Annotated in this window: 22 protein-coding genes; 13 read left to right on the top strand and 9 right to left on the bottom strand. The window is 46.8% G+C overall.

All coding sequences use genetic code 11. The features are described 5' to 3' along the window. The first annotated feature begins 37 nt into the window (after positions 1 to 37). The 4 genes from ACYCSE_RS03830 to ACYCSE_RS03815 all read left to right on the top strand — a co-directional run bounded on the left by ACYCSE_RS03830 (position 38) and on the right by ACYCSE_RS03815 (position 4256). The gene (locus tag ACYCSE_RS03830) at positions 38 to 778 is read left to right on the top strand and encodes a metallophosphoesterase family protein (protein ID WP_250266606.1); all 741 of its coding nucleotides are present in this window, start codon (positions 38 to 40) and stop codon (positions 776 to 778) included. A gap of 51 nt (positions 779 to 829) precedes the next feature. After that, complete coding sequence (locus tag ACYCSE_RS03825) at positions 830 to 1438, top strand: GNAT family N-acetyltransferase (protein ID WP_061830107.1); 609 nt, start codon at positions 830 to 832, stop codon at positions 1436 to 1438. 182 nt (positions 1439 to 1620) lie between these two features. Continuing rightward, positions 1621 to 2625 carry a helix-turn-helix transcriptional regulator gene (locus ACYCSE_RS03820; protein ID WP_459701487.1) on the top strand — a complete coding sequence of 335 codons (1005 nt, stop codon included), beginning with the start codon at positions 1621 to 1623 and terminating at the stop codon, positions 2623 to 2625. 179 nt (positions 2626 to 2804) lie between these two features. Then, on the top strand, positions 2805 to 4256 hold the full coding sequence (locus tag ACYCSE_RS03815) for an MFS transporter (RefSeq protein ID WP_459701485.1): 1452 nt from the start codon (positions 2805 to 2807) through the stop codon (positions 4254 to 4256). A 96-nt stretch (positions 4257 to 4352) separates the two neighbouring features. On the opposite strand, the gene ACYCSE_RS03810 is transcribed toward ACYCSE_RS03815, so the two are convergent. From ACYCSE_RS03810 to ACYCSE_RS03795, 4 genes are all read right to left on the bottom strand, one after another. Continuing rightward, the gene (locus tag ACYCSE_RS03810) at positions 4353 to 5240 is read right to left on the bottom strand and encodes an NAD-dependent epimerase/dehydratase family protein (protein ID WP_459701483.1); all 888 of its coding nucleotides are present in this window, start codon (positions 5238 to 5240) and stop codon (positions 4353 to 4355) included. Positions 5241 to 5581: 341 nt separating this feature from the next. Further along, entirely contained in the window at positions 5582 to 6322 is a 741-nt protein-coding gene (locus ACYCSE_RS03805) for a GTP pyrophosphokinase (RefSeq protein ID WP_061830104.1), read from the bottom strand. A 159-nt stretch (positions 6323 to 6481) separates the two neighbouring features. Then, a complete protein-coding gene (locus tag ACYCSE_RS03800) occupies positions 6482 to 7291 on the bottom strand; it encodes a histidinol-phosphatase (protein WP_235308446.1) in 810 nt (269 codons plus the stop codon). Positions 7292 to 7351: 60 nt separating this feature from the next. Continuing rightward, positions 7352 to 8254, bottom strand: coding sequence for a LysR family transcriptional regulator (locus tag ACYCSE_RS03795; RefSeq protein ID WP_459701480.1), 903 nt, complete (start codon positions 8252 to 8254; stop codon positions 7352 to 7354). Positions 8255 to 8684: 430 nt separating this feature from the next. On the opposite strand from ACYCSE_RS03795, the gene ACYCSE_RS03790 reads away from it, so the two are divergent. From ACYCSE_RS03790 to ACYCSE_RS03770, 5 genes are all read left to right on the top strand, one after another. Next, positions 8685 to 9143 (top strand): chemotaxis protein CheX, encoded by a 459-nt coding sequence (locus ACYCSE_RS03790; protein WP_061830098.1) that lies wholly within the window; start codon positions 8685 to 8687, stop codon positions 9141 to 9143. A gap of 39 nt (positions 9144 to 9182) precedes the next feature. Beyond that, positions 9183 to 9962, top strand: a complete 780-nt coding sequence (locus ACYCSE_RS03785) for an SDR family NAD(P)-dependent oxidoreductase (RefSeq protein WP_250266601.1) — start codon at positions 9183 to 9185, stop codon at positions 9960 to 9962. A 122-nt stretch (positions 9963 to 10084) separates the two neighbouring features. Next, a complete protein-coding gene (locus ACYCSE_RS03780) occupies positions 10085 to 11476 on the top strand; it encodes a DEAD/DEAH box helicase (protein ID WP_061830094.1) in 1392 nt (463 codons plus the stop codon). An 18-nt stretch (positions 11477 to 11494) separates the two neighbouring features. Beyond that, entirely contained in the window at positions 11495 to 12241 is a 747-nt protein-coding gene (locus ACYCSE_RS03775; protein WP_013311782.1) for an ABC transporter ATP-binding protein, read from the top strand. Between the two features lie 2 nt (positions 12242 to 12243). Then, positions 12244 to 13467, top strand: a complete 1224-nt coding sequence (locus ACYCSE_RS03770) for an ABC transporter permease (RefSeq protein ID WP_061830125.1) — start codon at positions 12244 to 12246, stop codon at positions 13465 to 13467. Positions 13468 to 13583: 116 nt separating this feature from the next. Here the strand turns inward: ACYCSE_RS03770 and ACYCSE_RS03765 are convergent, their stop codons facing one another. Then, positions 13584 to 13700 carry a YjcZ family sporulation protein gene (locus ACYCSE_RS03765; protein WP_216637468.1) on the bottom strand — a complete coding sequence of 39 codons (117 nt, stop codon included), beginning with the start codon at positions 13698 to 13700 and terminating at the stop codon, positions 13584 to 13586. A gap of 206 nt (positions 13701 to 13906) precedes the next feature. Here ACYCSE_RS03765 and ACYCSE_RS03760 point away from each other — a divergent pair, with 206 nt between their 5' ends. Next, positions 13907 to 15184 (top strand): sensor histidine kinase, encoded by a 1278-nt coding sequence (locus ACYCSE_RS03760; RefSeq protein ID WP_061830091.1) that lies wholly within the window; start codon positions 13907 to 13909, stop codon positions 15182 to 15184. Positions 15185 to 15285: 101 nt separating this feature from the next. On the opposite strand, the gene ACYCSE_RS03755 is transcribed toward ACYCSE_RS03760, so the two are convergent. Continuing rightward, positions 15286 to 16584 carry an aminotransferase class I/II-fold pyridoxal phosphate-dependent enzyme gene (locus tag ACYCSE_RS03755; protein ID WP_061830089.1) on the bottom strand — a complete coding sequence of 433 codons (1299 nt, stop codon included), beginning with the start codon at positions 16582 to 16584 and terminating at the stop codon, positions 15286 to 15288. Positions 16585 to 16763: 179 nt separating this feature from the next. Between ACYCSE_RS03755 and ACYCSE_RS03750 the strand changes: the two genes are divergently transcribed. Further along, positions 16764 to 17549, top strand: a complete 786-nt coding sequence (locus ACYCSE_RS03750; protein ID WP_061830088.1) for a helix-turn-helix domain-containing protein — start codon at positions 16764 to 16766, stop codon at positions 17547 to 17549. Between the two features lie 171 nt (positions 17550 to 17720). Here the strand turns inward: ACYCSE_RS03750 and asd are convergent, their stop codons facing one another. Together asd and ACYCSE_RS03740 are read right to left on the bottom strand one after the other, a co-directional pair. Further along, positions 17721 to 18518 (bottom strand): archaetidylserine decarboxylase, encoded by a 798-nt coding sequence (asd, locus tag ACYCSE_RS03745; protein WP_061830087.1) that lies wholly within the window; start codon positions 18516 to 18518, stop codon positions 17721 to 17723. 88 nt (positions 18519 to 18606) lie between these two features. Further along, complete coding sequence (locus ACYCSE_RS03740) at positions 18607 to 19734, bottom strand: YheC/YheD family endospore coat-associated protein (protein ID WP_452567462.1); 1128 nt, start codon at positions 19732 to 19734, stop codon at positions 18607 to 18609. 205 nt (positions 19735 to 19939) lie between these two features. Here ACYCSE_RS03740 and ACYCSE_RS03735 point away from each other — a divergent pair, with 205 nt between their 5' ends. Both ACYCSE_RS03735 and ACYCSE_RS03730 read left to right on the top strand, forming a co-directional pair. Beyond that, positions 19940 to 21103 (top strand): glycosyltransferase family 4 protein, encoded by a 1164-nt coding sequence (locus tag ACYCSE_RS03735; protein WP_459701470.1) that lies wholly within the window; start codon positions 19940 to 19942, stop codon positions 21101 to 21103. Between the two features lie 113 nt (positions 21104 to 21216). Next, positions 21217 to 21996: a WIAG-tail domain gene (locus ACYCSE_RS03730; RefSeq protein ID WP_459701467.1), complete on the top strand. Its 780-nt coding sequence runs from the start codon at positions 21217 to 21219 to the stop codon at positions 21994 to 21996. 130 nt (positions 21997 to 22126) lie between these two features. On the opposite strand, the gene ACYCSE_RS03725 is transcribed toward ACYCSE_RS03730, so the two are convergent. Further along, positions 22127 to 23926 carry a M4 family metallopeptidase gene (locus tag ACYCSE_RS03725; RefSeq protein WP_459701465.1) on the bottom strand — a complete coding sequence of 600 codons (1800 nt, stop codon included), beginning with the start codon at positions 23924 to 23926 and terminating at the stop codon, positions 22127 to 22129. Between the last annotated feature and the right edge of the window lie 23 nt (positions 23927 to 23949).

The raw sequence follows: 23949 nt of genomic DNA, 5'->3' as shown, positions 1-23949 counted from the left end.
GAGATGTAGTCGTTTCGGACAAAGGAGTGAGGTTCAGATGGATCGTATTGCTGTCATTTCAGATATTCATGGCAATTGGCCTGCCTGTGAGGCGGTGCTGGAGGATATTGCTTCCCGAGGCATTAGCCGTGTGTTTTGTTTGGGGGATCTGATCGGCAAAGGGCCTAGCCCGTGCGAGGTTCTGGATGCTGTCCGTCAACGTTGTGAAGTGGTCGTGCGGGGGAATTGGGATGAGCTGGTTAGTATTACGGATGATCTCAATTTTAGCTGGCAAGCCGAACGCTTGGGGGCAGAACGAGTGCAGTATTTGGCACAGTTACCGTTTCATTATGATTTCAGAATGAGCGGACGCCGTATCCGTCTGGTGCATGCCTCGCCGCAAAGTGTATATCACCGTGTGCAGCCATGGGATGAGCCGGAAAAACGGCTTGCCATGTTCGATCCGTTAGCAGAAGAAAATGGAAAAGTTGCTTTTGCTCCAGATGTTGTGGGATATGGTGATGTGCACAATGCTTTTATCCAGCATTTTCAGGGAAAAACCCTTTTTAACGTCGGCAGTGTCGGGAATCCGTTGGATGTTACGCAGGCTTCCTACTGCATTTTAGAGGGCGAGATGGGAGAGGATCAACCTACGTCCTTCTCCATTCATTTTGTACGTGTACCTTATGATATAGAACTGGCGGTAAAACAAGCGGAGGAAGCTGCTGTGCCTTCTTTGCCGTATTATATTCGAGAGCTGCGCACAGGAATTTACCGCGGGATTCAGGACCTGGATTAAGTATGGAAACATTCATTTCTAAAAGCCAATCCATCCGCAGGGGGGAACATTGTGCTGACCAGAGAAATGCTTCGTCTTGGGCTACCGGAGCTTTACGCCCGCCGAGTCCGATTGCGCCAGCTAAGAACGGAGGATTATCCCGCGCTGGAAAGGATTCTATCCGATCCATTGGTGATCCAATATGTGAATCGAATTCGCAAACCAGTCAATACACGAATGCGGCGTCTGGTTGCGCAAATTAAAATATCTGCTGATTCACTAGATTCCCTGCATTTTGCGGTGGAATGGCATCAGAGAAATACAGGAGAAAGCAATCTACTAGGTGAATCCAATGAGCTTACCTCCTCACCGTTGCTCGGTATCGTCTCTTTTCAGCAATGGAATGAAAGAACGGGTGAGGCACAACTGGGCTATATTCTGGATCGTCCTTTTTGGGGACAGGGGCTGGCTACAGAAGTGGTGGGAGAAATGCTGAATTTTGGTTTCGGATCTTTGAAGCTCAAGCGGATCGAAAGTCGTTGCCAAGAGGATAATCAGGCTTCCATGCGCGTACTTATTAAAAATAAGATGCGCCTGCTGCGTACAATTGGTGCTTATGATCCCTCAGGAGAGGTGCCGAGTGTATTGGTATTTTCGATGACCCAAGGGGATTATGCCTAGAAATGGAAGTGGAATATTTTGTTACAAAGATGAAATATAACTGCAAAACAACTCTAACACAGGACGGGTACAATACAGACATGACCCCCTTTTGAATAATAAATGTTGCTGGGACCCGATGATTCGGGTCCTCTTTTTTTGTTATTCTATAGTTAGGACTGAACAGGAAAGAAGGGCTGATATTGGCTTTGAATATATGGAGTGCAGACATTCATCATTTATTTGACCAATTCACGGAGCTTGTGGATGGTCGTATTCATCATAAAAAATGGGAGCAACAACTCACGCTTCCCCCGCATATGGGCAAGGGAAGCATGACACGCACACAGATTCGCCCAGGTATGGAAATCGTGGTCACGGATCTCACCTTTGAACAGAATATGAAGCTTCATATTCAGGAGGCTTGTCCGCTCTTTGAACTCAGCTATTGCTTAAACGGTGAAATATACTGTGAATGGAACGGCAAAGAAAGTCATACCAATCGTTTGACCGGGAATGTTTTATATTTAGAGGATGAACTGGTTTATGAGGAAAAGAAGGCAGGAGTTCGCCATCAAATGCTGGAAATACGATGTTCTCCACAAGAGCTTTTTCATTATGCCGGGGATATCGCAGAAAAGCATAGCATGGAAACATGGTTACAGCGTTACAAGGGGAATATCGACTCTTATGCGGATACGCCAGCCATGCATAAGTGTGTTTTTGACATGATACATTGCAACTACAATGGGGCGATGAAACGGTTATACATGGAAAGCAAGGCAATGGAGTTTATTGCATTATTTGGGGAGATGGATGGACATGAAACAAGGGGGACAAGCCATTTTATAAGTCGTGAAGATATATCCAAGCTCCAAAAGGCTCGTGAATTCGTCATTCTTCATTTTGAACATCCCCTGTCTATTCAAGCGCTGGCCCGAAAGGTTGGGCTTAATGAATTCAAGCTAAAGAAAGGATTCCCCCATGTATTCGGAATGACTATTTTTGAAATGGTGCGTAAGCAAAGAATGGAAAAAGCACTCTGGTACTTGGAAGTTGAACAATTAAACATTGGAGAGACTGCCTTTTCAATTGGGTACAGCAACGCCAGCAATTTTACGACAACCTTTCGAAAATATTATGGTTGTAATCCTAGCGAATATATCAAGAAAATACGTAACCCAGATACATTTTCGAATAAATCTTAATGAAACCATCCTTCAAGCATGTCCATCATGTTTGGAGGATTTTGCATTTGTGCTCCTTCTATAGGGATAGAAAATACCTCCGTAGGTAGAGCCTCCTTGCTTTATAGATGATAATGGTTATCAGTTGAGATGAGAAATGAAAAGGTCAAGATAACCATTATAGAGTTGGAGGAACTACAATGAAAGATCGTTTTGCCATATCCATGACTAATCCTCAAGCAGTACAGCGGGTAGACTCGCGTCGCTGGTACGCATTAGCTCTTATTTTACTTCCCACTTTGTTGATTTCATTGAATACCTATATGATGCAGGTTGCCCTTCCGATGATGCAGGCGGACCTGCATGCCAGCTTTTCGGAGGCACAGCTCATATTTACGGGCTATTCTCTGGGATTGGCTGTGGCCTTGATATTGGGTGGCAAACTAGGAGATATGTATGGTAGAAGACGCATGTTATGCATCGGGGTGTTGGGTTTTACATTAATGGCTTTGTTAGGAGGGATCGTATCGCACCCTACATTAATCATTATGATCCGTGTGCTTCAAGGGATATCAGCCGCCATGATTCAACCTCAGGTTCTATCTATCATGCAAAGCAGCTTTCTTCCCAGGGAGAAAGGGCTGGTATTTGCGATTTATGGAGCTATCATTGGGGTTGGGTTTACACTTGGTTTAATTCTGGGTGGATTTTTGGTAGACTGGAACCTTTTTGGCCTGGGTTGGCGTATTATTTTCTTTTTTAATGTTCCCTTTGGGCTGTTAGTGTTACTCTTTTGTCCTATTATTTCGGAATCCTATGGCAGATCCGTGCCAAACATGGATTGGGCAGGGGCCTTTCTGTTGCTTCTTGGTTTATTGTTGTTTGTCTATCCGTTGACAACCGGACAAAAGCAGGGCTGGGCTTCATGGACATGGGGTTGTCTGCTGTTGTCTATTCTAATTTTGGTTGCTTTTATAGTTACGCAAATGGGAAAAGAAAAGAAGGGAGGCTCGCCTTTTATTCGTCTATCTATATTTAGAAAGGGTTCATTCGGCGCAGGGATATTGACGGTAATTGTCATCTATCTTAGTATGTTTTCGTTCTTCTTTATTTTGAATTATTATGTACAATCTGGTTTGAAATACAGTGTTCGATCCACAAGTATGGTCTTTTTACCGCTAGGTGTTGGCTTTTTTCTTACCTCATTATGGTCGTCCAGGCTGGTTAAGAGGTGGGGGAGCAAGGTGCTGAAATCAGGTATGCTAATCATGGGGATTTGTAGCTTTCTGCTCATTGGATCGTTACATCTAGATGCGTTCCACCTATTTCATATTCAAAATATCATGATACTAGGTGTATATGGTTTAGGTCTCGGAATGGCCACAACGCCACTGGCTCATGTCGTCCTGGGTGCTGTATCGGCTGAAGAGGCAGGAACGGGCTCAGGCTTGTTTACGACCTTTATGTACTTGGCTAATTCTTTGGGAGTCGCTTTGATCGGGTTCTTGTTCTCTTCCTCGCTTCATCACACGCTTTCAGAAGCTAAATTGTCAGATTATATTAGGGCATTCTCTATCTCTGTGGCGGCGAGTGGCCTTCTTGCCTTGGCTGGGCTCATTTGTATTTCAGTTTGTTACAAAAATGAAACATAACTGCAAAGTTACTTTAACATAGAGTGGGTACAACATAGACATGACCCCCTTTGAATTATATATATTGCTGGGACCCGAAGCTTCGGGTCCTTTTTTTTATGATTTATAAGAACGGTTCAGGCTGGTTACCAGCTCTGGAAGCCATTCATGTAGGGAGAGAAATGAGTACCCCTCTGACTGGGCTTTGGACGTTTCCATGTACCACGATTGTGTAATACCAAATGGAGACATGTGCTCGTCTGCTGTTTTTTCTTTCATTACAGCTTGTTTTCCCGTTACCTGCTCAATGATTGAAATGATCTCTCCAATCCTCACGGTACCGTCGGAGCAAGCATTTACGGGACCAGTTAAATGAGTGTGACCAAGCCAAAACAGAAAATCTGCGGCTTCATCGGAACGAATAAATGAGATTTGTGCTGCGGAATTAGGGACTCCTATTTCTATTCCTTCACGAACATGTTCGATATGAAAATGAAGTCTTTTCGTATAATCGTCTGTCCCCAATACAATCGGAAAACGAACAGCAACTACAGGGAATGTAGCTTGCTGCATAAAAACTGCTTCTGCCTGCCGTTTAGCCTCCTGATATGTAAAATCGTCCTTTCCGCCCTTGCGAACCGGGTAAGCCTGAGGGTCAAAGATGCTCTCTGTCAGCACTTCCGGGCTCGAATCATAGACGGATAGGCTGGAGGTCACAATATATCTCTTGGCTGTAGCATCAAAAATGCGGCAGGCTTCGCTGGCTTCATCTGGAGAAAAGCAAATATTATCATAAACAACGTCCCACACTTGCTCACCTACCGCCTCAGCGAGCGCTTGCCGGTCGGTACGGTCTGCACAGATCCGCTGAATGCGGTCACCAAACGAATCGCTCGTTTGGCCTCGTGTGAGGATGGTAACGGAGTTCTCGGAACTCTCCAGCAGACGTTCCACCAGTCGCTTGCCAAAAAAGCGCGTTCCACCCAAAACAAGTATCTTTTTCATACTTACATCACTCCTTATAAGCTTGTTTTTATTAAGGTAGACGAAATAATGACTGTTAAGGATACAGGGCGAATGAAAAGAGTTTGATGAAGTGCTCTTAGTTACATAGCTCATCTAACAATTAAGTAAAAAGAGGAGGATCATAGGTTGTAGTGGAGTCGCATGTCCTGAGGGGCAGATGAATTTGAACCGGAGTGGAGAATTTGAATCTGGAGAAGCGCAGGCGTTCGCCTTTGCAATGGGATTCTACCCTTTAAAGGGCTTATAATATCCAGTGAATCCCGTTGCAACAGCGATCATAAGATCAAATCATTCGCATAACGGTGGAGCACCGCCTAATCTTACTCTCCTAGAAGCTTCAAGAAATTGGCCGGCACCGTAATTTGCTGATTATTAATCATAATCTTCCGAAGCTCCTCTATGGAGTCTTCTTCACCTCTAGCGTCTTTAATCTCCTTAATTTCACGATGCAGTCGCTCCATTTGAAGATCGAGAGCATTAGCGGAATCTGCTGCGTTCTTTAATTCACGTGTCAGGTTTTCGGGCACAGACTGGTTGTATTTATAAAAGATTTTATGCTCCAGGCTGGCCCAGAAATCCATCGCAATGGTTCGAATTTGCACTTCTACGCAGACTAGCTCCTCACAATCCGACATGAATACAGGAACTTGAACCAGCAAATGCAGGCTCTGGTAACCGTTCGGCTTGGGATTCTTGATGTAATCCTTAATTTCCAGTACCTTCAAGTCACTTTGTCTCTGAAGCATGTTACTGACATCATAAATGTCAGAAATAAAAGAGCAAGTAATACGCAAACCTGCGATATCCTTGATATGATCTTTGATAGCATCCAGCGATAACTCGCTATTTTTACGAATCATTTTATTCATGATGCTCTCAGGAGATTTAAGGCGTGATTTGGTATGCTCAATAGGGCTGTAATCGTGCAATGCTTGAAATTCCTGCTTTAATATTTCAATCTTGGTTTCCATTTCGTCGAGCGCAAATTTATAGATGAGCATAAATCGCGTGATGTCATGCTTTAGCTTTTTAAGCTTGTTCATAGGATCTTCCAAGTGCATATGTAATTCTCCTCACACATAGATGTCATAATCTTGCTAAGCGTTCGCCTTTGCAATGGAATTATCACCTTATAAATTATAATCCCCAACAATCCCATTGCAGCAGCGTTCGTAAGATCAAATGATTTGCGGAGCGGCGATCCCCAACTTAAACAAATTTTAAAGCGCCACAGGAATTTTACGTTTTTCTTTAAAATAGACCCATTCCCGGAAGCCGATATCCTTCAGCATTGCCTTTACTTCTTCCCAGTCATCGCCAACCCGCGAAGGCTTATGGGCATCCGAACCAAAAGTGACCTCCACACCAAAATGGTGCGCTCTTTCTAAAATAGAAGCAGACGGGTACCATCCGCCACTTAGCTTGGTTTTACCCGAAGTGTTAATTTCAATCGCCACATTAGATTCCGCAATTACCTGCAAGGTTTCATCAATGGCTTCATCGGCAGGAATGTCTGAAAAGGCAGGAAAGTTTCCCTTCATTGCGTCAATATGACCCAAAATTTGAAACATGCCGCTTCGCGCAGATTCCTGAATGAGCGCATAGTAGGCTTGTTTGACCTCGATTTTACGAGCGTCGCTTAATTTGTTCCAACGGTTACGGTTAAAAATGCTGTTCCCTTCGACATTGTGAATCGACCCAATGAGGTAATCAAATGGATAAGGAGCCAGAGTGGAACGATATAATTCAGCAAAATCAGGAAAATAATCCGTTTCCAATCCGAGGAGCACGTCAATACGGCCTTCATATTCCTTTTTAAGCTGTTGTACCTCTTCTACGTATTCAGCAAGCTGTGACTTAGCCATATAAATTTTAGGAAAAGCCTGATCCTGTTCGCTGCCCAGGAAAGGGGAATGGTCCGAAATACCAATCGCTTGTAAGCCCGACTGAATGCCTGCTTCAATGTAATCTCGAATGTTTCCGTCTGCATGACCGCAGCGGAAATGATGGGTGTGCAGATCAAATTTCATAGCCTGTCTTCCTTTCGTAATCAGGGTTTATATTTCGTATGGTGTTCATAGCGAATTACGTTATTCAGAATTGGTGAAATTCGTCTCCGGCATCCCCTTCAGATCACTTAAAAATTGCTGCATGGCTGAGTTTAGATATCGGCCGGATTTATAAATCACTCCTACCGGATGACTAACTTCCAGCTCGGGAATATGGATCATTTTTAATGTGCCTGCACGCAGTTCAGAAGTGACCGATAGTCTGGAAATAATGGCAGCACCGAGATTAATTTCGACCATCCGTTTGACTTCCTCGCTGCTGGACAACTCGATCACGACATGAGGTACGATTTGGTGCTTTTTAAATACATCATCCACGAATTTTCGTCCCACCGTATCGGGAGAGAGCAGAATCAACGGAATTTCCCGAAGGGCTTCAATGGTAGCATGTGGTTGTGAGGCCAGTGGATGAGTAGGAGACACGACGAGCTCAAAGGAATCGTAGTACAGAACCGAAGTGCTTAAATTGGGATTACGTTCAATCAGATAACCGATGCCAACATCAATAAGTCCGTTCTCCACCTGCTGATAAATCATTGAGGAAGCCATGGATTGAATGGAGGTTTTGATGAGAGGGAACTGATCCTGAAAGTAGGAAAGCACGCGCGGTAAAATTTGAATAGCGATGGATGTTGTGGTGCCCAGCGCAATGTGACCCTGCGGTGTTTCGTTTAGATCGTATAATTTTTGTCTTAATTCCTCAACAACCTCTAATATGCGCTCGGCGTGTTCCAAAAAAACAGCTCCCCGGTCGGTCAGGGTGACAGGCTGGTTGCGGTCAATCAGAATGGTTTTGAACTCATCCTCCAGACTTTTAATTTGGGCGGACACCGCCGGCTGCGTCAAATTGAGAAGTTCTCCGGCTTTGCGGAAGCTCATCGTTTTGGAAATCATGATAAGTGTTTCAAGTTGACTGATGTTCATGAAGTTCCTCCTCTCTTTTCTTAATCTTGTCGCAGCTGTATAGAATGAATATTTTTAGCCAATCCCATAGGTTCATATGTAAAACCGTCGTTATGCTTTATTTCATTAAATTATAGGTTATTCGAGCAGGAAGGGCAATGAATCGAAGCAGAGCACCTTAAAGTGTGGTATATTGGGAAATAAAGACTAAAGTCCTGAAATCCTTCAAAAATAATCAATCTAAAACCGGTAAGAAGCAAAGATATAGGACATTATTCACATTTTTTGTGATTTAGCTATAAAAAATTACCGGGTAGCTGTCGATAAGTGATATAGAGAGCATTTTATTGAGGATCGATTCGTTTTACAGTAATATTTAATTAAAAAATTCTAATTTAAATGGGACTTTTGTTGTGTGTCTAAAAGCCCATCGTAAAGGGGCGCTTTGATCGTGAAGGCAGAAGTGATAAATCCTTTTTTGGAGTCGGCGCGACGGGTCATTGAACAATTGATCCAAGTATCTCCTTCACCCGGAAATCTTGGTGTGAAAAATGTCGAGCTGGTGGACGACCACATCTGGATTATGATCGGGATGACCGGACAGCTTAGCGGAAATATTGTGTTCGGCCTGAATGAACAGGTGGCGCTACGTATGGTATCAGCGATGATGGGCGGATTTGTGTTGACTGAAATTGATGAGATGGGAAAAAGCGCAATTTCAGAATTGGGCAATATGATTAGTGGGAATGCCAGTACGATTTTGTCCAGTCAGGGAATTGTTGTAGATATTACGCCTCCGCAGGTCATGAAATCAGAAAACTTGACCACTTTTGTGCCTCAGCGTGCCCTTTATATTCCGCTTACGGTGGAAGGAATCGGTGAGCTGGATATTCAGGTGATGATCTCTTAATATTAAAGGAGCAAGTTTCTTTAATATGGAGGGATGACCGTGAATATACTACAGGACAAGATAGTTGTGATTACAGGTGCATCCAGTGGAATTGGCGCCCTTTGCGCTCAGTTGTTAAGCGAAAAGGGCGCGATTCCTATTTTAACAGCACGCTCGCAGGAGCGACTGAAGCAAGTATCTGCGGGAATCAGCGGCAGACATGAGCTTATCCAACTGGACGTCACCCGCCAGGAGCAGGTAGAGGCTGTTGCTGCACGAGTATTGGAACAGTACGGACGGGTCGATATATTGCTTAACAATGCGGGCTACGGAAAGTTTGAGTATTTTAATGAAACCGATCTGACGGAGTTTGAACAAATGATGGACGTGAACTACATGGGTGTTGTTCGCTGCATCAAGGCGTTTCTGCCGCAAATGACAGAGCGGGGCCATGGACAGATTGTCAATGTAGCATCGATGGCCGGGAAAATCGGGACAGCCAAATCGTCTTCTTACACGGCGACGAAGCATGCGTTGCTCGGTTTCAGCAATGCGCTTCGGCAAGAGCTGCGCGGGAGTGGAGTGACTGTAACGACGATTAATCCGGGGCCGATTGACACACCCTTTTTTGAGCTGGCAGATCCTTCAGGAGGATATGTTCGAAATGTAAGCTGGTTTATGCTAAAACCTGATAAGGTAGCACGGCATATCGTAAGAGCGATGGAGCTTGGCAAGGAGGAGGTTAATCTGCCACGTTGGGTATCTCCTTTTCTCAAGCTGTATCAGTTAGCTCCCAGACTGACCGACAGGCTGGGTCATGGTGTGATGAATAAGAAATAAAAGATGTCCCGTAAGCCATTAGCTGTGGTGAGGGACATCTTTTATTTTTGTGATTTGGTAACAGGGCTATTTTCGCATATAATGAAGAGTAACGAATTTACGTATAGGGGTTGGACCTTTTCATGACATTGAATTTTGAATCGCTCGGCGTTGAACAAGATCTGTTGGACAAACTGACTGAGCATGAAATTACACAGCCTTCGCCAGTTCAGGCAGAGGCTATACCGGAAATAATGAAGGGAAAGCATGTATTGGCGCGCTCACAAACTGGGACAGGCAAGACACTGGCTTATTTGCTGCCGCTGCTGCAAGCGATTGATCCACAGAAAAAGGCTACGCAAAAGCTGATACTAGCTCCAAGCCAGGAGCTCGCTATGCAAATTGTACGTGAGGGTCAGCGCTACGGAGAGCATCGCGGAATCCGTGTACTCGGTCTGATTGGTGGGGCGGCTATCAAACGTCAAATCGAAAAGCTCAAGGATCATCCACAGCTTGTCGTGGGTACACCAGGACGTGTACGGGAACTCATCGCTTCGAAAAAGCTGAAAATGCACAATATTACAGCCATCGTCATCGATGAGGTGGATCAGATGTTCCAGCTTGGCGGAGCAGGCGATGTAACCAACATATTGGGCACCGCCCAACGTGATCGTCAATTGGTATTCCTGTCCGCAACGCTGAACGATGAGATTCAGTCGCTGGCGAAACGGGAGATGCGTGAATACGTAGAAATTGGGATTGATCCCGACCAGAAGACGGCCAGTGGACTGGAACACTATTACTTTGTATCTGAAGAACGGGATAAGGTGGATATGCTGCGCCGTCTGGTGCGTCATTTTAATCCGAGAAAAGCGCTGGTGTTCGTGAATACGACCAATGCCATCGGGGAGATTGAAGCCAAGCTCAAGCATATGGGGCTGACTACGGCGTCCTTGTATGGAGATGCGGATAAAGTTACGCGTAGCAACGTGTTGGCCAAATTCCGCGAGGACAAGCTCAAAGTACTGGTCGCTTCGGATGTGGCAGCTCGTGGTCTGGATATTGAGGGACTTGAAATGGTCATTCATTTTGACCCGGCTACGGATAGTCAAGCTTATGTTCACCGTGCAGGACGGACAGGACGGATGGGACGCAAAGGATTAGTGGCATCGGTTGTCACCGACCGTGAAACGTTCATTATGCGTAAGTTCTCCCGTGAACTGGGCATTGACATCGCAGAGCGTGCGTTGCATGGAGGTCGAGTAGTTGTGCCGCGTCCGGCGGATGCCAAGCGTGCACCTGTACGACCATCCGAGGCTAGATCCTTATCTAACGGAGCATCGGCGGAGGACCGAAAGGCACCTGTTCGTGCCGAAAACGGACGTCCTGGCAGAAATTCCGCGAACGGTTCAGCTCCAGGCAAGAGCAAAGGAGCAGCCTTGTCCAAAGCAGGAAAAGCACAGCGCGAGCGTGATCGCAAAAACAAGGGTGCACCAAGATGGCTGAAGGAAAAAGGATCAAAACCGAACGAGTAAGGGAGAAGAGGGGGAGCCATGGAACAACAGCCTGTGTTGCAAATTAACGGACTGACCGGCGGATATAGCGCCAAGCGCCCGGTGCTGCATCAAATTTCGCTGGATGTGAAACCGGGCGAAATGGTAGGACTGATCGGTCTGAACGGGGCCGGGAAAAGTACGACCATGAAGCATATTTTGGGTCTGATGACACCGCAGGCCGGAGAAATTCGTGTGCAGGGGCATAAGCAGGATGAGAATCCAGAGGAATATCAGGGAGCCATTGCTTTTGTACCTGAATCTCCAGAGCTGTATCCTGAAATGACGGTGATGGAGCATATGGAATTCACGGCCAGAGCGTACGGAGTTAGCGAAGCAGATTTCCGCACGCGCAGTGATCAAATGCTAGACTTGTTCCGTATGCGGGATAAAAGTGGGAGTATGTCGATGCACCTGTCTAAAGGGATGCGCCAGAAAGTGATGATTATGTGCGCATTTTTAGCGGGACCGCCGTTGTATGTCATAGATGAACCTTTTTTGGGTTTGGACCCGCTGGGTATTCGTTCCCTGCTTGACTTTATGTTAGAGATGAAGCGTTCGGGTTCGTCCATTCTGCTCAGTTCTCATATTTTGTCCACGATTGAAAATTATTGTGATCGTTTCATTGTACTTCATCAGGGTGCCATCATTGCACAGGGTACGCTGGACGAAGTGACAGCACAGGCGGGTAAGCCGGGCATGCCGCTGGAAGATGCATTTTATGAGCTGGTACAGGGCAGGGAATGAGCATGGATTTGCAACGTTTGCATAAAGAAAGACGTGTAGCGTTCTGGGGACAGGTGCTGCCCTATCTGGGCTATGTCATTCAGAGCGGTCTGGCGGTGGTCTTCGGCTTTGCGCTGATTGCCTTTGCCGCATGGTACACGTCGCTACTGATGCATACTCCACCGGATTTGCCCATCCGCTGGATCATGCTTATTGTGGCTATTCCGATTGCTCATGCGAGCTTTCGTACGTATTTAAACGCAGCGGATATTGTTTTCCTCCGTCCACAGGAGCACGCGATGCACCATTATTTTAAGGCCAGCCGGATTCGGGGTGTGGTGTATAAAATATTCGGTTTGCTATTGCTGTCTATTATCGTGTGGCCGCTGTATATTCGCAGTGATGCGGCGCCTAAGCCGTTGCTACTGACCCTGCTACTGTTTGTGCTGTTAAAGCTGCTATTCAGCTACGGCGGCTGGCAAGAGCTTCGCATGGTATCGATTGGCGGGAGTGTAGGCTATCGTCTGCTTCGGTGGGTATTGGCTGTGCTGATGGTAGCCGCATGGCTATGGCAGCCTCCACTACACAGCGTGCCATTTATCATATTGGTCGGTGTGGTGTACGTGCTTGTTCTGCGTTTTCCGGTCAAGCTGCTAGTGGCTTGGGAAAAGCTGATTCGCACAGAGGGTATGCAGGCTGCTCGGGTGATGCGCACTTTGGGCTGGTTTGTCGATGTGCCCGCCCTTACGCAGAGAGTGACGCCACGTCGTTGGCTGTCCTGGTTGGGAGGTAACATACCTTGGAACAGAAGGGGAGCGTATCGTTACCTGCTGTTTAAGACATTCCTGCGTACAGAGCCAGCAGGTATTGTCATTCGGCTTGGAATTCTGGGGTTGTTAATTATATATATCACCCATGCTAGCTGGATTGGGATTGCAGTATATTTATTTTTCATATTCCTCATTGGTGTACAGGTTACTTCACTAAAGCAGTATCACAAGGATTCGTTGTGGCTTCAGTTATATCCGATTCCTGCGCATAGTCGTCGTGCGTCTTTTCTCGACTTTGTTGTTCGGTTGACGTTGCCGGCTGCTGTGGTTCTGTGGCTTCCTTTTCTGGCAAAAGGAACGGAAGATCTACTGTCTACACTGCTCACGCTGCTTGGGGGAGTTGCAGTAGTGTTCTTGTTACGAGGCGCTCAAGCCAAAAAATGGCGTTTGGACGGTCAGGATGAGGAAGAAGTGTAATTTGTATCTATGTGAATAAAGTAAAGGCTAATTCGTAAGCAGCAAGAGCTGTCTGCGAATTAGCCTTTTTTGTACGCTCGCTGTTATCGTAGCCGTGGGTGCAGATTTCCGCCTGCTTATATAAAGAGCGTTTTGCTGATGATAACTAATAAAATGAACAGTACCAGAATTGTTCCTGTGCTTGTGAATGCGCCGTAACCACCGTAACCGCCTCTTGTTTCTTCTGCTCCCATGCTCATTCTCCTCTCGGTCATTGTGATAAAGGATACATCGTATCTTATGAATTGGATTTTTAGATTGCGTGGGCCAATGCTCAGGTATGTTGCCGAATCGCCTTATATTTTTCATCAGATGTAGGGGAGGATAGAGGAAAAGACACGTATTATCGAGAATAGAAGAAGTACGTAGTCATTATCACTTGGAAAGTGGGAAAGACGAGATGCTGGTAGATAAGCTGCTCGTGAACATATTTCTTGTGTTTGTACCGTTATTGGTATATAGCGCTTTGTCAGATCATCGGCATAGGAAACATACCCCGTTGCTTATGGGAGGGGTGCTGGGTGTGTCTTCTGTGCTTTGCATTATGTTTTCGTACATTTGGTATGGATTATATTGGGACCTTCGATATGTTCCTCTGATCCTTTCTGTTTTATATTTTGGTCCAAAGGCAGGGCTTCTGAATATAACGCTGATGGTGATGGCTCGTATGTATATAGATCCAGAGTCTATGGTGGTGAGCTTTCCCAGCATGATGTTGTGTTATTTGGGCCCTCTCTTGGTGAGAAGAAAGTTTATGCAGCTCAATAGTATGTTGCTTCGGGTGGGCATGAATATGCTAATGAGTATATGGACCAATATTGCCATGCTTATATTTCTGTTAATACATTCCTGGGCCAATGGCAGGCTGGATAAGGATGAGGTCGAGCTGATCCGGGCAATACTCTGGTTCGGTGTGATTCAATTCCTAAGCATTGGAGCCTCCTCTTTCTGGATGGAGTTTAGTTTGGAACGGGAAGAAATGAGAAGAAAGATTAAATATGCTGAGCATCTGAATACCTTAGGTGAACTGGCTGCCTCTATGGCTCATGAAGTAAGGAATCCGTTGACCGTGGTTAAAGGGTTCCTGCAAATGGTTCAGTCAGGGCTAGAAGGGAAAAATCGCAGATATATTGCTTTGGCACTAGCAGAGGTCGATCGGGCTGAAAGAATTATTAGCGACTATCTGAACTTATCCAGACCGCAGATTGGGAACACAGAGCTGATGGATTTGTCTGGCATGGTTCAACAGATTGTTTTGCTATTGAAACCGATGGCGACCAAGCAAGGCGTAAGACTGTATACTGAGCTAAGGAATGAAATATACGTACATATGGATCGTAATCAGCTGTTACAGGCGTTAATACATGTGACGAAAAATGCGATCGAAGCTGCGGATGATGGGGGCAGGGTATACATAAAGCTGGCGATTCAGGAAGAGAAGGCATGTCTGCATATTAGGGATACGGGAAAAGGCATGAGTCAGGAGCATCTAGAGCGAGTGGGTACTTTGTTTTTTTCAACCAAAGAGGTAGGAACGGGACTGGGAACGGTCGTCTCCTTTCGAATCATTGAAGCTATGAACGGAAGTATACACTATGAGAGTGAGCCGGGAGTCGGAACCGAGGTAGTCATCCTGCTGCCACTCGCACAGAAATCTTTGCTCGCTGCTGAAGGATAGTTTGTTGCGAAGTGTGACTTACAATGGTTCAGCTCATTAAAAAGCGGTATGCCGCAACATCCGGCATACCGCTAATGATGTTATATTTAATCTGTTACATATTAGGCGTTCAACAAATCTTGTGCGCCACGGTAAACAATGTCATACAGGTCTTCCAGATACTCTTCCTCGATACATGAGAATGCGATTCGGAGATCATATTCACCCAGCGCAATCGTCCCTACCCCGTATTGTTCCAGCAAATGTGTGCGCAGTCGTTCAGCGGACAAGCCGTTCAGCTTGAGGCACATAAAATAACCCGAATTGAAAGGATAGTAGCTCCATACATCTCCGTATTTTCCACTATCGAGTAACGCTTTGACTTTATTAGCCCGACCCTTCATAATCTGGAACTTTTCTTTCTTCTGTTGTTCAAAGTCTGTTGACTTGAGGGCATCCAGGACGAAGGTTTGAGATGGGTGAGGACCGCTCGAAATCGTTGCCCGAATAATCCCTAATGTTTTTTGTTCTAGTGCGCTCAGTACATCCTGATGTTCCGAAGCAAAGGTAATAAATCCGACACGGAAGCCCCAAACAAATTCTTCCTTGGTAGCTCCGTCAATTTTGACTGGTAGAATTCTCGGATGAAGTCCAGCTAACTGACCGAATAGTGATTCGTGCAGGGAGTCCTCGAAGAACAGACCAAAATAAGCGTCATCCGTCACAACTACGACATTGATGCCTGCTTCCGCGGCTTCCTGGATGGCAGCAACAATCGCTTTACCCTCTTCGACTCCCGGTGTGTAGCCCGTCGGGTTATTCGGGAAGTTCAGCACAACGATCGCTTTGCCGTATTCTTTCTGTGCCAGTAGAGCGTCGCGTAATCCTTCACTATTAAAACGTTGATCCTCTGTGAACAACGGGAAATTCACCAAACGTCCATGACGGCGAATACCGAAAGTCAGCTCATAGTTTTCCCAGTTTTTGTCTGGGTAAATAACAGCATCCCCTTCATCCGTGAACAGGTCGGCAACAATGCTCAAACCGTGGGTCAGCGCGTTCGTAACTACGGGAAGGCCGTAACTTTTTCCAGCCAACGAAGGGTTTTCCTTCAGCATTTTGTCACGCCATACACTACGTAGTTCAGGTTTGCCCGCAGGGGGAGCGTAAGGGTATAAATCCTTGGGATTGTAAGCGGACAGCTTTTCCTGAATGACCTCCAAATGCATAGGACCATTGCCTTCTGTAGCAATGCCAATCGTAGCGTTGTACTTTTTAGCAAGCTTCCCTGCTTCTGCGGATTGACTCAAAATCCCTTCTTTTGGGAAATAAATTTCTTTCCCTAAAAGAGAAAGCATTTGATATACATGCTCGTTGCCTGTCTGAATGTTTTGGTTTAACTGCGCTGCCAGTGGATTCATTCCCGTTTCATCCTTCCAAGTCATTTTGATTACATATTATAGCATTACACACGGTAAGCGTCACGCAAAAGCATCTGGAACATAAAAGCGCATTTTTTTGCTTAATGACGGCGCTGAGCTTATATTATAAATTAACGGGATAGAGGACAACCAAAGATTAACAAAAGGAGGTGCAGATTTTGCTGGATACATCTGCGTCATCGTTTATCCTGTTGTCGGCCTTCGCCAAAATTGTGTGCGAGCCGGGCTGGAAGTGGCAGGTACGCGAGAAGCCGATGCCAAACTATGATTTATTTTATGTATGGAGCGGAGAAGGAACAGTGGTCTTAAACGGGACGTCGTATCCGGTGAGCAAGGGGAGCTGCTTCCTGTTCAAGCCGGGGGATGATACCCGTGCCACACATAACCCGCAAAAGCCGCTCATACTTACCTATATTCATTTTGATCTTATCGAACAACCAAAGCTAATTCCTGCAAGCTACCGTATGCTGGAGGAAACGTTCGAGGTAGAGCATATGCTTGCCAGATACGTTAGACTACGCCTAGAGCGTGCTTACGGAGCTGATGAGGAAGGCAAGCTGATCCTGAAACAACTGATGATTCATCTGCTGCGTGCGGACCGTAAGGAGCCTCAGGAGCAACAAGCCAGTAACCAGCTCACCGAGGTCATTCGAGAAACGGCCAACTATGTGCGTCAGCATCCGGGACTTCCTCATCGCGTCGAGGATTTGGCTGCACGAGCGGGGCTGTCACCGCGTTATTTTTCAATTAAATTCAAGGAGCTACTGGGTGTTTCCGCGCAATCTCATATTATCAGCATGCGGATTGAGCGTGCACAGCATCTATTACTACATGCCGGAATGAATGTGACCGAGGTGGCAGAGGCTTTGGGGTACCGTGACATCTTTTTTTTCAGCCGCCAATTCAAGCAGTACACGGGGAAAAGTCCGTCTGAGATCCGGTAATGCTATGGACGGTGGACAAGCTGTTTCGGATTTAGGCGTGAAGAATATAATGGATAAATTCCAAAAAAGGACCCGGGCAGTTACGCCGGGTCCTTTTTTATATGAGCAATTTAACATCATCCGATCCCAATGCTCATATGTGTAGCTATAATCCTGTTATGATAAATTCACTTATGCTTTGGGATCGTGTCGAAAGCAACCCAGACGTTGTCCCATTTTCACCGCATCCCCCAGCTTCAATGCGGGGTCTGGCTCAAACGTGCCGTTTTCAGTTAGCAAAACGACAGTTGATCCAAATTCGAAATAGGCGAGATCGTCTCCTTTTGTCCATGAGACGGCCTTATCATCCGTATATTTGATGCTACTCACATTCATTGCGCCAACCTTGACGACCGCCACCTCACCATATTCGTGGGCAATGTACGTAATCTGTCGTTCATTGCGGCTAAGAACTGCTCGCATATGTTGCAAGCCGAAGTCATTCACTGGGTATACCTTGCCGCGCAGATGCTCTTTTTCTACCAGCGTACCGGATACTGGTGCATGAATGCGATGATAATCCGTCGGGCTGAGATAGAGCACAAAAGCATAGCCGTGTGTGTATTTTTCAAGACGCGGAGAGCGGTTAAGAAGCTCTTCCAGCGTATAGTCCTGCCCTTTGACATTTAAAAGAGTGCCGGACGTAATTGGGCCAGTGAAAGTAATCCGTGCATCCACCGGACTGGTCATCACCTCGGCGTTCGTATCAATCGGGCGCATGCCCGCTTTTAATTTGCGTGTAAAATAGGCGTTTAGAGAACGGTATTCCTTCCATTCCTGTTCCGCCTCATGCGTCTGGATCTGGTACGTACGTATAAAGGTGGGGATAAAAAGTCGGCTTGCACCGCTTTGCGCGAAGGAGCCTACAATCCGGCACACCCACTTGCGCGATGATAGCTCCGTCATGAGCCGCAGCCACTGTTTTGCCATTACAGATCCCCCTTGTTCATTTCCGAGCCGTCTTGGCCGGAACCTGTCCGGCCGCTCTGAACTATATTGACACAGAATGTGACGTAAATCAATACAGTGGACGGTTTGGTGAACGTTCGGTGTCTGACGAAGGCATCCGTTCGAGAAGCCAACGAGCGTAAGCCATCGGCTGAGAGTATGTTTCTTTCCAGACATTGTGCATGCCCGCCTGGCTGAAGCCATAGCGCTGGTCACGACCGTTGCATTCAATAAAAACAATCTTGCCTTCATGGGTAATTCCCAGATCCAGACCGACGTCGGCGAGACGGGGAAGGGTTTGTGCCAGTCGGTGCACGATTTGTAATGAGAGTCGCTCCAGTTCATTCATCAGCCGGACTGCGTTCGAAGTCTGAACTGTCTCTGTTTGTGATAACACTTCTAGTAAGGAACGGGCCGTACCGCCCTGTGCCACATTGGAGACGAAGGTGTGGGAAGGAGCAATTTTAGCATACATGCCTGTCACACCCCAGATACCGCCATATCCGCGCTGAACCGACACACGGACATCAAACGGACGATTGTTGTACAAAGCAAGCGGTATGGTTTCCTGTACGATATGGGGCACCTGCAGCAGTCGCTTGTGCAGAAATAATGGGAGTTCTCCGACATTCAAACGTAGGGTGGACCAACGCTCAGGTATAGCCGGATGAGCGCATTGCAAAGTCCAGCCTCCGCGGGAATGCCGCAGACGCATAATTCCTCTACCCACGCTACCGCTACTGGGTTTAATTACAACATCTCCGGTTTCTTCCATCAAGGTATGGATGGAGGAAAGGTTGCCTTGCAATGTTGTGGGAAGGTGGATGCGTAGCAAAGGGTCTTCCTGCAGAATTGCATGTATATGGTCTTTGTGGAAACGGTTTTGTTCATTAAAAATATAGAACCCCTTTTGTACAAGCTTGCTGATATCTCTAGCATTTTCATTTTGCCGATAGAGAGTCCGATTGTGGATGACCGGCGGCAACGGAAGAATCATCTGCCGATACTCGTTGCCGTGTTTAACAAAAGCCCGGCATGTTCCGGTCGCTATATGAATATCCTCCAGACGAAGAAAGCAGGGGATAAGCTCGTAGCTTAACCCGGCGTCCTCGTAATTGGCGATAGATTCATATCGCGTCCTCATGGCGGGGATGCCCCGGTAGGTTGCCGGGTTGAGCATGACGCCGACATGCAACATGAGTATGTCCGCCCTCCTTGTAGTCACTCCAACTGATCATACTGTGATTCTAGTCCATCATATGTATCAAAGATCGGCCAGGCATGGACGCTTGCCTTGCGGTAAGCCCAAAGTTAGAAGCGAGGCACATTTCAGCGAGGCAGACGATATGATACAGGATGAGTGTTGAAGAGTGTTGGAATAAGCTCAGAAAGTAGGTGAGGTGATGCAGAGGCCGAAGGTAGCAGTCGTTACACCGGGCTCCTTTGTTATACCTTCGCCCCGCAGCAGTTCTGTGGAGCGGGTAATTGCCCGCATGGTACCGCTGGCTAGTCATGAGCTTCAAGCGCAGATCTATGGCATAAAGGGAGCTGAGGCACCGGATCATGGCGATGTCGACGGAATTCCCTGCATGCGTTATACGCGGGGAACAGGTTATATTTCTGAGGTGATTGCCGATTTAAAGAGATGGTTACCAGCGGTAGTAGATGTACACAACCGCCCGGCAGTTGCGTATGCAATTCGCGAGGCTTTGCCCGATAGCCGAGTTGTGCTGACTTTGCATTCGACCACGTTCATCCGGGAGCCTTACCTCAAACGGAAGGATATGGGCAGGCTGCTGTTGTCGATGGATCGCATTATCGTGAACAGTGCATATTTGGGGGCAATCGTAGCTTCTGACTGTCCCGAGGCCGTCAGAGAGCGCATCGTCATAAACAAGCTGGGTATCCATCCCGGCGATTTCCTGCCAAGGTGGACTCCTGCAGCAGAAGCGGCCAGGTCGGCGCGATTGGACGATTTCGGCTGGTCAGGCCGCCAAATCATGTTATTCGCGGGCAGACTGATGCCAGGGAAGGGTGTTCACCGGCTGCTGAAGGCCCTACGGCATGTGGTCCGCGCCTGCCCGGACGTACTGCTGCTCATTGCAGGTAGTGCCTATTACGGGCATGACCGTCTCACGCCATACACGGCGTCGTTGCATCGGCAGATGCGTAAACTAAGGTTGGGGAAGCATGTGCAATTCCTGGACTATGTTCCACATCCAGCATTGGCCTCGCTATATCAGCTAGCCGATGTGACCGTTGTTCCTTCAGTGAAGGATGAGGCCTTCGGGCTGGTCAATCTGGAAGCCATGGCGGCAGGAGTGCCTGTGGTCGCTTCACGAATCGGCGGTATTCCAGAGGTTGTACAACACGGCGAGACAGGCTGGCTTGTGTATCCGTCTCACAGTGAGCAGGAAATGGCCGATGCCATCATCAGGCTGCTCCAGCAACCAAGCTTGCGACGACAGATGGGAGAAGCCGGGCTTGGCGAGGTACGGAGACGATTTTTATGGCAACACTCAGCACAACGCTGGGCACAAATCATAACGGACTGCGTAGCGGAGTGACGTAGGTGCTGTTACACGCATAGGCTATCTTATAGGCATTAGCCATGATTCCCAGCCGGGTGAATGAAGCGGAGCGACCGCTGGTTCACTCCTGTGCCAAAGGAGCGGTCACCATGAACCATCGTACGAACCATAGCCCTAAGGATAAAAGAACAGCACGGCGTAACCTTTCCCATGCGGTTCCCTCCCCCCGTATTAACAAGGAGAAAGCGGCTTCGACTTCCGGCAGTCATAAATCGAACCAGCGTGGAACGGCAACGGTCCCTGCCCCCGTAGAGAAGGACACATCGGTTCAAGCTATAGAGGAAGCGGCATGGAAGAAGCATAAGCTCCCCAAAACGCTAGAGGAAGCGATGCAGATGAATCGAGCATCTGTACTGCTGTTGTCTGTGCCTGAGTCAGATACGGAATACAGGACGGATAACGACAAACCGTCTATTACGACGGAAGATCAGTCAGAGCAAGATTCGTTACTGGATTGTTCCATAACCAGTATTCACATTGCTGAAGGAAGACCGCGCCCAAAGCAACGCGTGGTTTTGTCTGAGCAAGATATCGATCTAGCTTTCGATACGGAGAAAGAATTAAGCCTGAATGCCATTCACGACGGATCAGCGACCAGTGACGAGGCTTCTGACGATCATATAGCTTCACCTCAATATGGGAGCATTTCTTTTCACCTCCCCGCACAAGCGGATAGGGGTGAAGTGAGCGTTGTATTTGAGAAGCCTTTTATAGATACACAGTATGTAATCACTGCCAATGCAAGTATACCGGGAGTGATGGTATCCGTCACACAACGTCAGAGGTATTCAGCAGTACTTACTGTGGAACGCATACACTCAGGTCCGCTATGTGAAGGGTTGGTCCTTTGGATTGCGATGGGGCAATAATAAGAAGCCGGAAATATAATTACCAATAATCAACTTTATACTAGAAAAAAGGCGTCCCATAGTGGGACGCCGTATACATAAGAGACAAGGGGGGAGACTTGTAATACCGGGGAAATTTATATTATTTTACTTATCTCACACCTACAGCGTCAAAAGACTTCATAGCAGAGGTTACGGCTATTGAATTTTCACCATAACTATCTTTGGCCGCTTGGATCACAGCGGCACGCGCGGTGGAGAAGTTAGACGTGGAAGTCAGATAATTGGTGAAGGCATTATAATAAATATATACGGCTGCATCACGTCCGATTCCATCTACCTTGACACCATGGAAAGTGCCTCCTTGTGCCAGTAGATAGTAGGCTTTATTAATAATACCGCTATTAATGTGGGCTCCACCATAATCCTCGTTGTTAGGATCAGGATAGAGATTGCTGTAGTGATCGACTTGACCGTATTTGACAGGATCGGAAAGGGAGCGAATGGCGTCGCCCTTAATATTAGGGGTATAAGCGACTTTGCCGAAATCCCAATTGGTGCGCTCAATGTCGTTGCCTATAATATCTGAGATGGCTTCACTTAATGCACCGGATTCAGCGAAATACACGAGCCCTGATGAATGCTCGGTTACACCGTGTGTCAGCTCATGGGCAACAATTTCAAGGTCGCTGCTAAAAGGGGCAAATAACGTGCCGTCTCCATCTCCATAAAGCATATGAGTGCCGCCCCAGTGGGCATTATTGTAGTTCTTTGCGCCGTAATGGACTGCCGAAGCGATGGCCATGCCATGCCCGTCAATGCTGTCGCGCCCAAATCTATCCTTGTAATAATCATAAGTGCGGATAGCGTAAGTGTGGGCATCCACCGCAGCCGGATCTTCCCATATGTTATCGGAATCTGTATACAGGGTGCCGGGGAGCGTCTCGGTGTTGTGGACGTTATAAGTTAGGATTCCTTTACCACGAGTCATATCTTTTAGTTGATACTTCTTACCCGAAGCTGTTGTGTCAAATGTTTTGGTATCACCGAATACACCGCGCCCTGTGCCGATCACTTCGTTAAGAATGTCATACTTGAATACGATTTTTCCGTCATTAGCGTCAATAAAGTAACGTGTGCGCAGCAGAGCGGGCTGTAAAGTATTAACTTCGGTTACATAGACGAGACGTGTTGAGTCTCCATCGGGATAGATGTACAATTCTGCTTTAGGGTCTACACTTGGTTCCAGATTGGCAATCTTGGGGATAGAGGATGCAGGCTCTACCATTTCCAATTTACTGTTCTCCAGTTCAACTGCTTTATCCAAATCCAAGGAGTCCTTATCAGTAGAAATTGATAATTCATTGTTAGATGCTTTTTCGTAAGTGTCTTTACTTACACTACTTGTATCCTCGTAAGGTTCAGGAACGATTTGGACGGAGGAGGAGAGAGAGTGAACCCGTATAGCTGCATCTTCATATGCGGTATATACAGCCTCAGTAGCACTGATTTTTGGAGTTGTATTTTCTTTAGCATTGGCTTGTTGATCTTCCGAAATGACCGCTCCCACATAAGAGGTGATTTGGCCAGACTTGTTCACATGGATGGTCTGTTCGGCTCCAAATACGGGAATTCCGTTTACATATTGTTTTAACCGATAATGCTTTGTACCAAATTTGTCACTGGTGCGATCCACGATACGAAATTGCTCGCGCACAAGGGAACCGATGTGGGTATCGTCCAGACTCAATAATGTTTTTTGTTGTCGATTTAAAAAGCTCCAGACCAAATTGTCGCCTGTTACCGTTGAAGGAGACTTCCAGTTCACCGTTTGGAATGTTGGTGTAAACTGAGTCGGATCGGGAACAGAATTTTCAGCTGCGGAGGCCCCGGGCGCTATAGATCCTAATAACATAGCTCCTCCTAGAAGTGAAACCCATACTTTCTTCAATTCATACTCACTCTCCCTGGTTA

This window comes from Paenibacillus sp. SEL1 (genome assembly GCF_054602535.1).
Note: the sequence above shows the minus strand (reverse complement) of the source record. Positions and strands in the feature narration are given on the sequence as shown.

Bases quoted from the DNA above. Each gene is read 5' to 3' on its own strand.
- ACYCSE_RS03810 (WP_459701483.1), bottom strand. From the start codon at position 5,240: ATGAAAAAGATACTTGTTTTGGGTGGAACGCGCTTTTTTGGCAAGCGA.
- ACYCSE_RS03780 (WP_061830094.1), top strand. From the start codon at position 10,085: ATGACATTGAATTTTGAATCGCTCGGCGTTGAACAAGATCTGTTGGAC.
- ACYCSE_RS03800 (WP_235308446.1), bottom strand. From the start codon at position 7,291: ATGAAATTTGATCTGCACACCCATCATTTCCGCTGCGGTCATGCAGAC.
- ACYCSE_RS03735 (WP_459701470.1), top strand. From the start codon at position 19,940: ATGCAGAGGCCGAAGGTAGCAGTCGTTACACCGGGCTCCTTTGTTATA.
- ACYCSE_RS03765 (WP_216637468.1), bottom strand. From the start codon at position 13,700: ATGGGAGCAGAAGAAACAAGAGGCGGTTACGGTGGTTACGGCGCATTC.
- ACYCSE_RS03815 (WP_459701485.1), top strand. From the start codon at position 2,805: ATGAAAGATCGTTTTGCCATATCCATGACTAATCCTCAAGCAGTACAG.
- ACYCSE_RS03775 (WP_013311782.1), top strand. From the start codon at position 11,495: ATGGAACAACAGCCTGTGTTGCAAATTAACGGACTGACCGGCGGATAT.
- asd (WP_061830087.1), bottom strand. From the start codon at position 18,518: ATGGCAAAACAGTGGCTGCGGCTCATGACGGAGCTATCATCGCGCAAG.
- ACYCSE_RS03770 (WP_061830125.1), top strand. From the start codon at position 12,244: ATGGATTTGCAACGTTTGCATAAAGAAAGACGTGTAGCGTTCTGGGGA.
- ACYCSE_RS03730 (WP_459701467.1), top strand. From the start codon at position 21,217: ATGAACCATCGTACGAACCATAGCCCTAAGGATAAAAGAACAGCACGG.
- ACYCSE_RS03830 (WP_250266606.1), top strand. From the start codon at position 38: ATGGATCGTATTGCTGTCATTTCAGATATTCATGGCAATTGGCCTGCC.
- ACYCSE_RS03795 (WP_459701480.1), bottom strand. From the start codon at position 8,254: ATGAACATCAGTCAACTTGAAACACTTATCATGATTTCCAAAACGATG.
- ACYCSE_RS03740 (WP_452567462.1), bottom strand. From the start codon at position 19,734: ATGTTGCATGTCGGCGTCATGCTCAACCCGGCAACCTACCGGGGCATC.
- ACYCSE_RS03755 (WP_061830089.1), bottom strand. From the start codon at position 16,584: ATGAATCCACTGGCAGCGCAGTTAAACCAAAACATTCAGACAGGCAAC.
- ACYCSE_RS03805 (WP_061830104.1), bottom strand. From the start codon at position 6,322: ATGCACTTGGAAGATCCTATGAACAAGCTTAAAAAGCTAAAGCATGAC.
- ACYCSE_RS03760 (WP_061830091.1), top strand. From the start codon at position 13,907: ATGCTGGTAGATAAGCTGCTCGTGAACATATTTCTTGTGTTTGTACCG.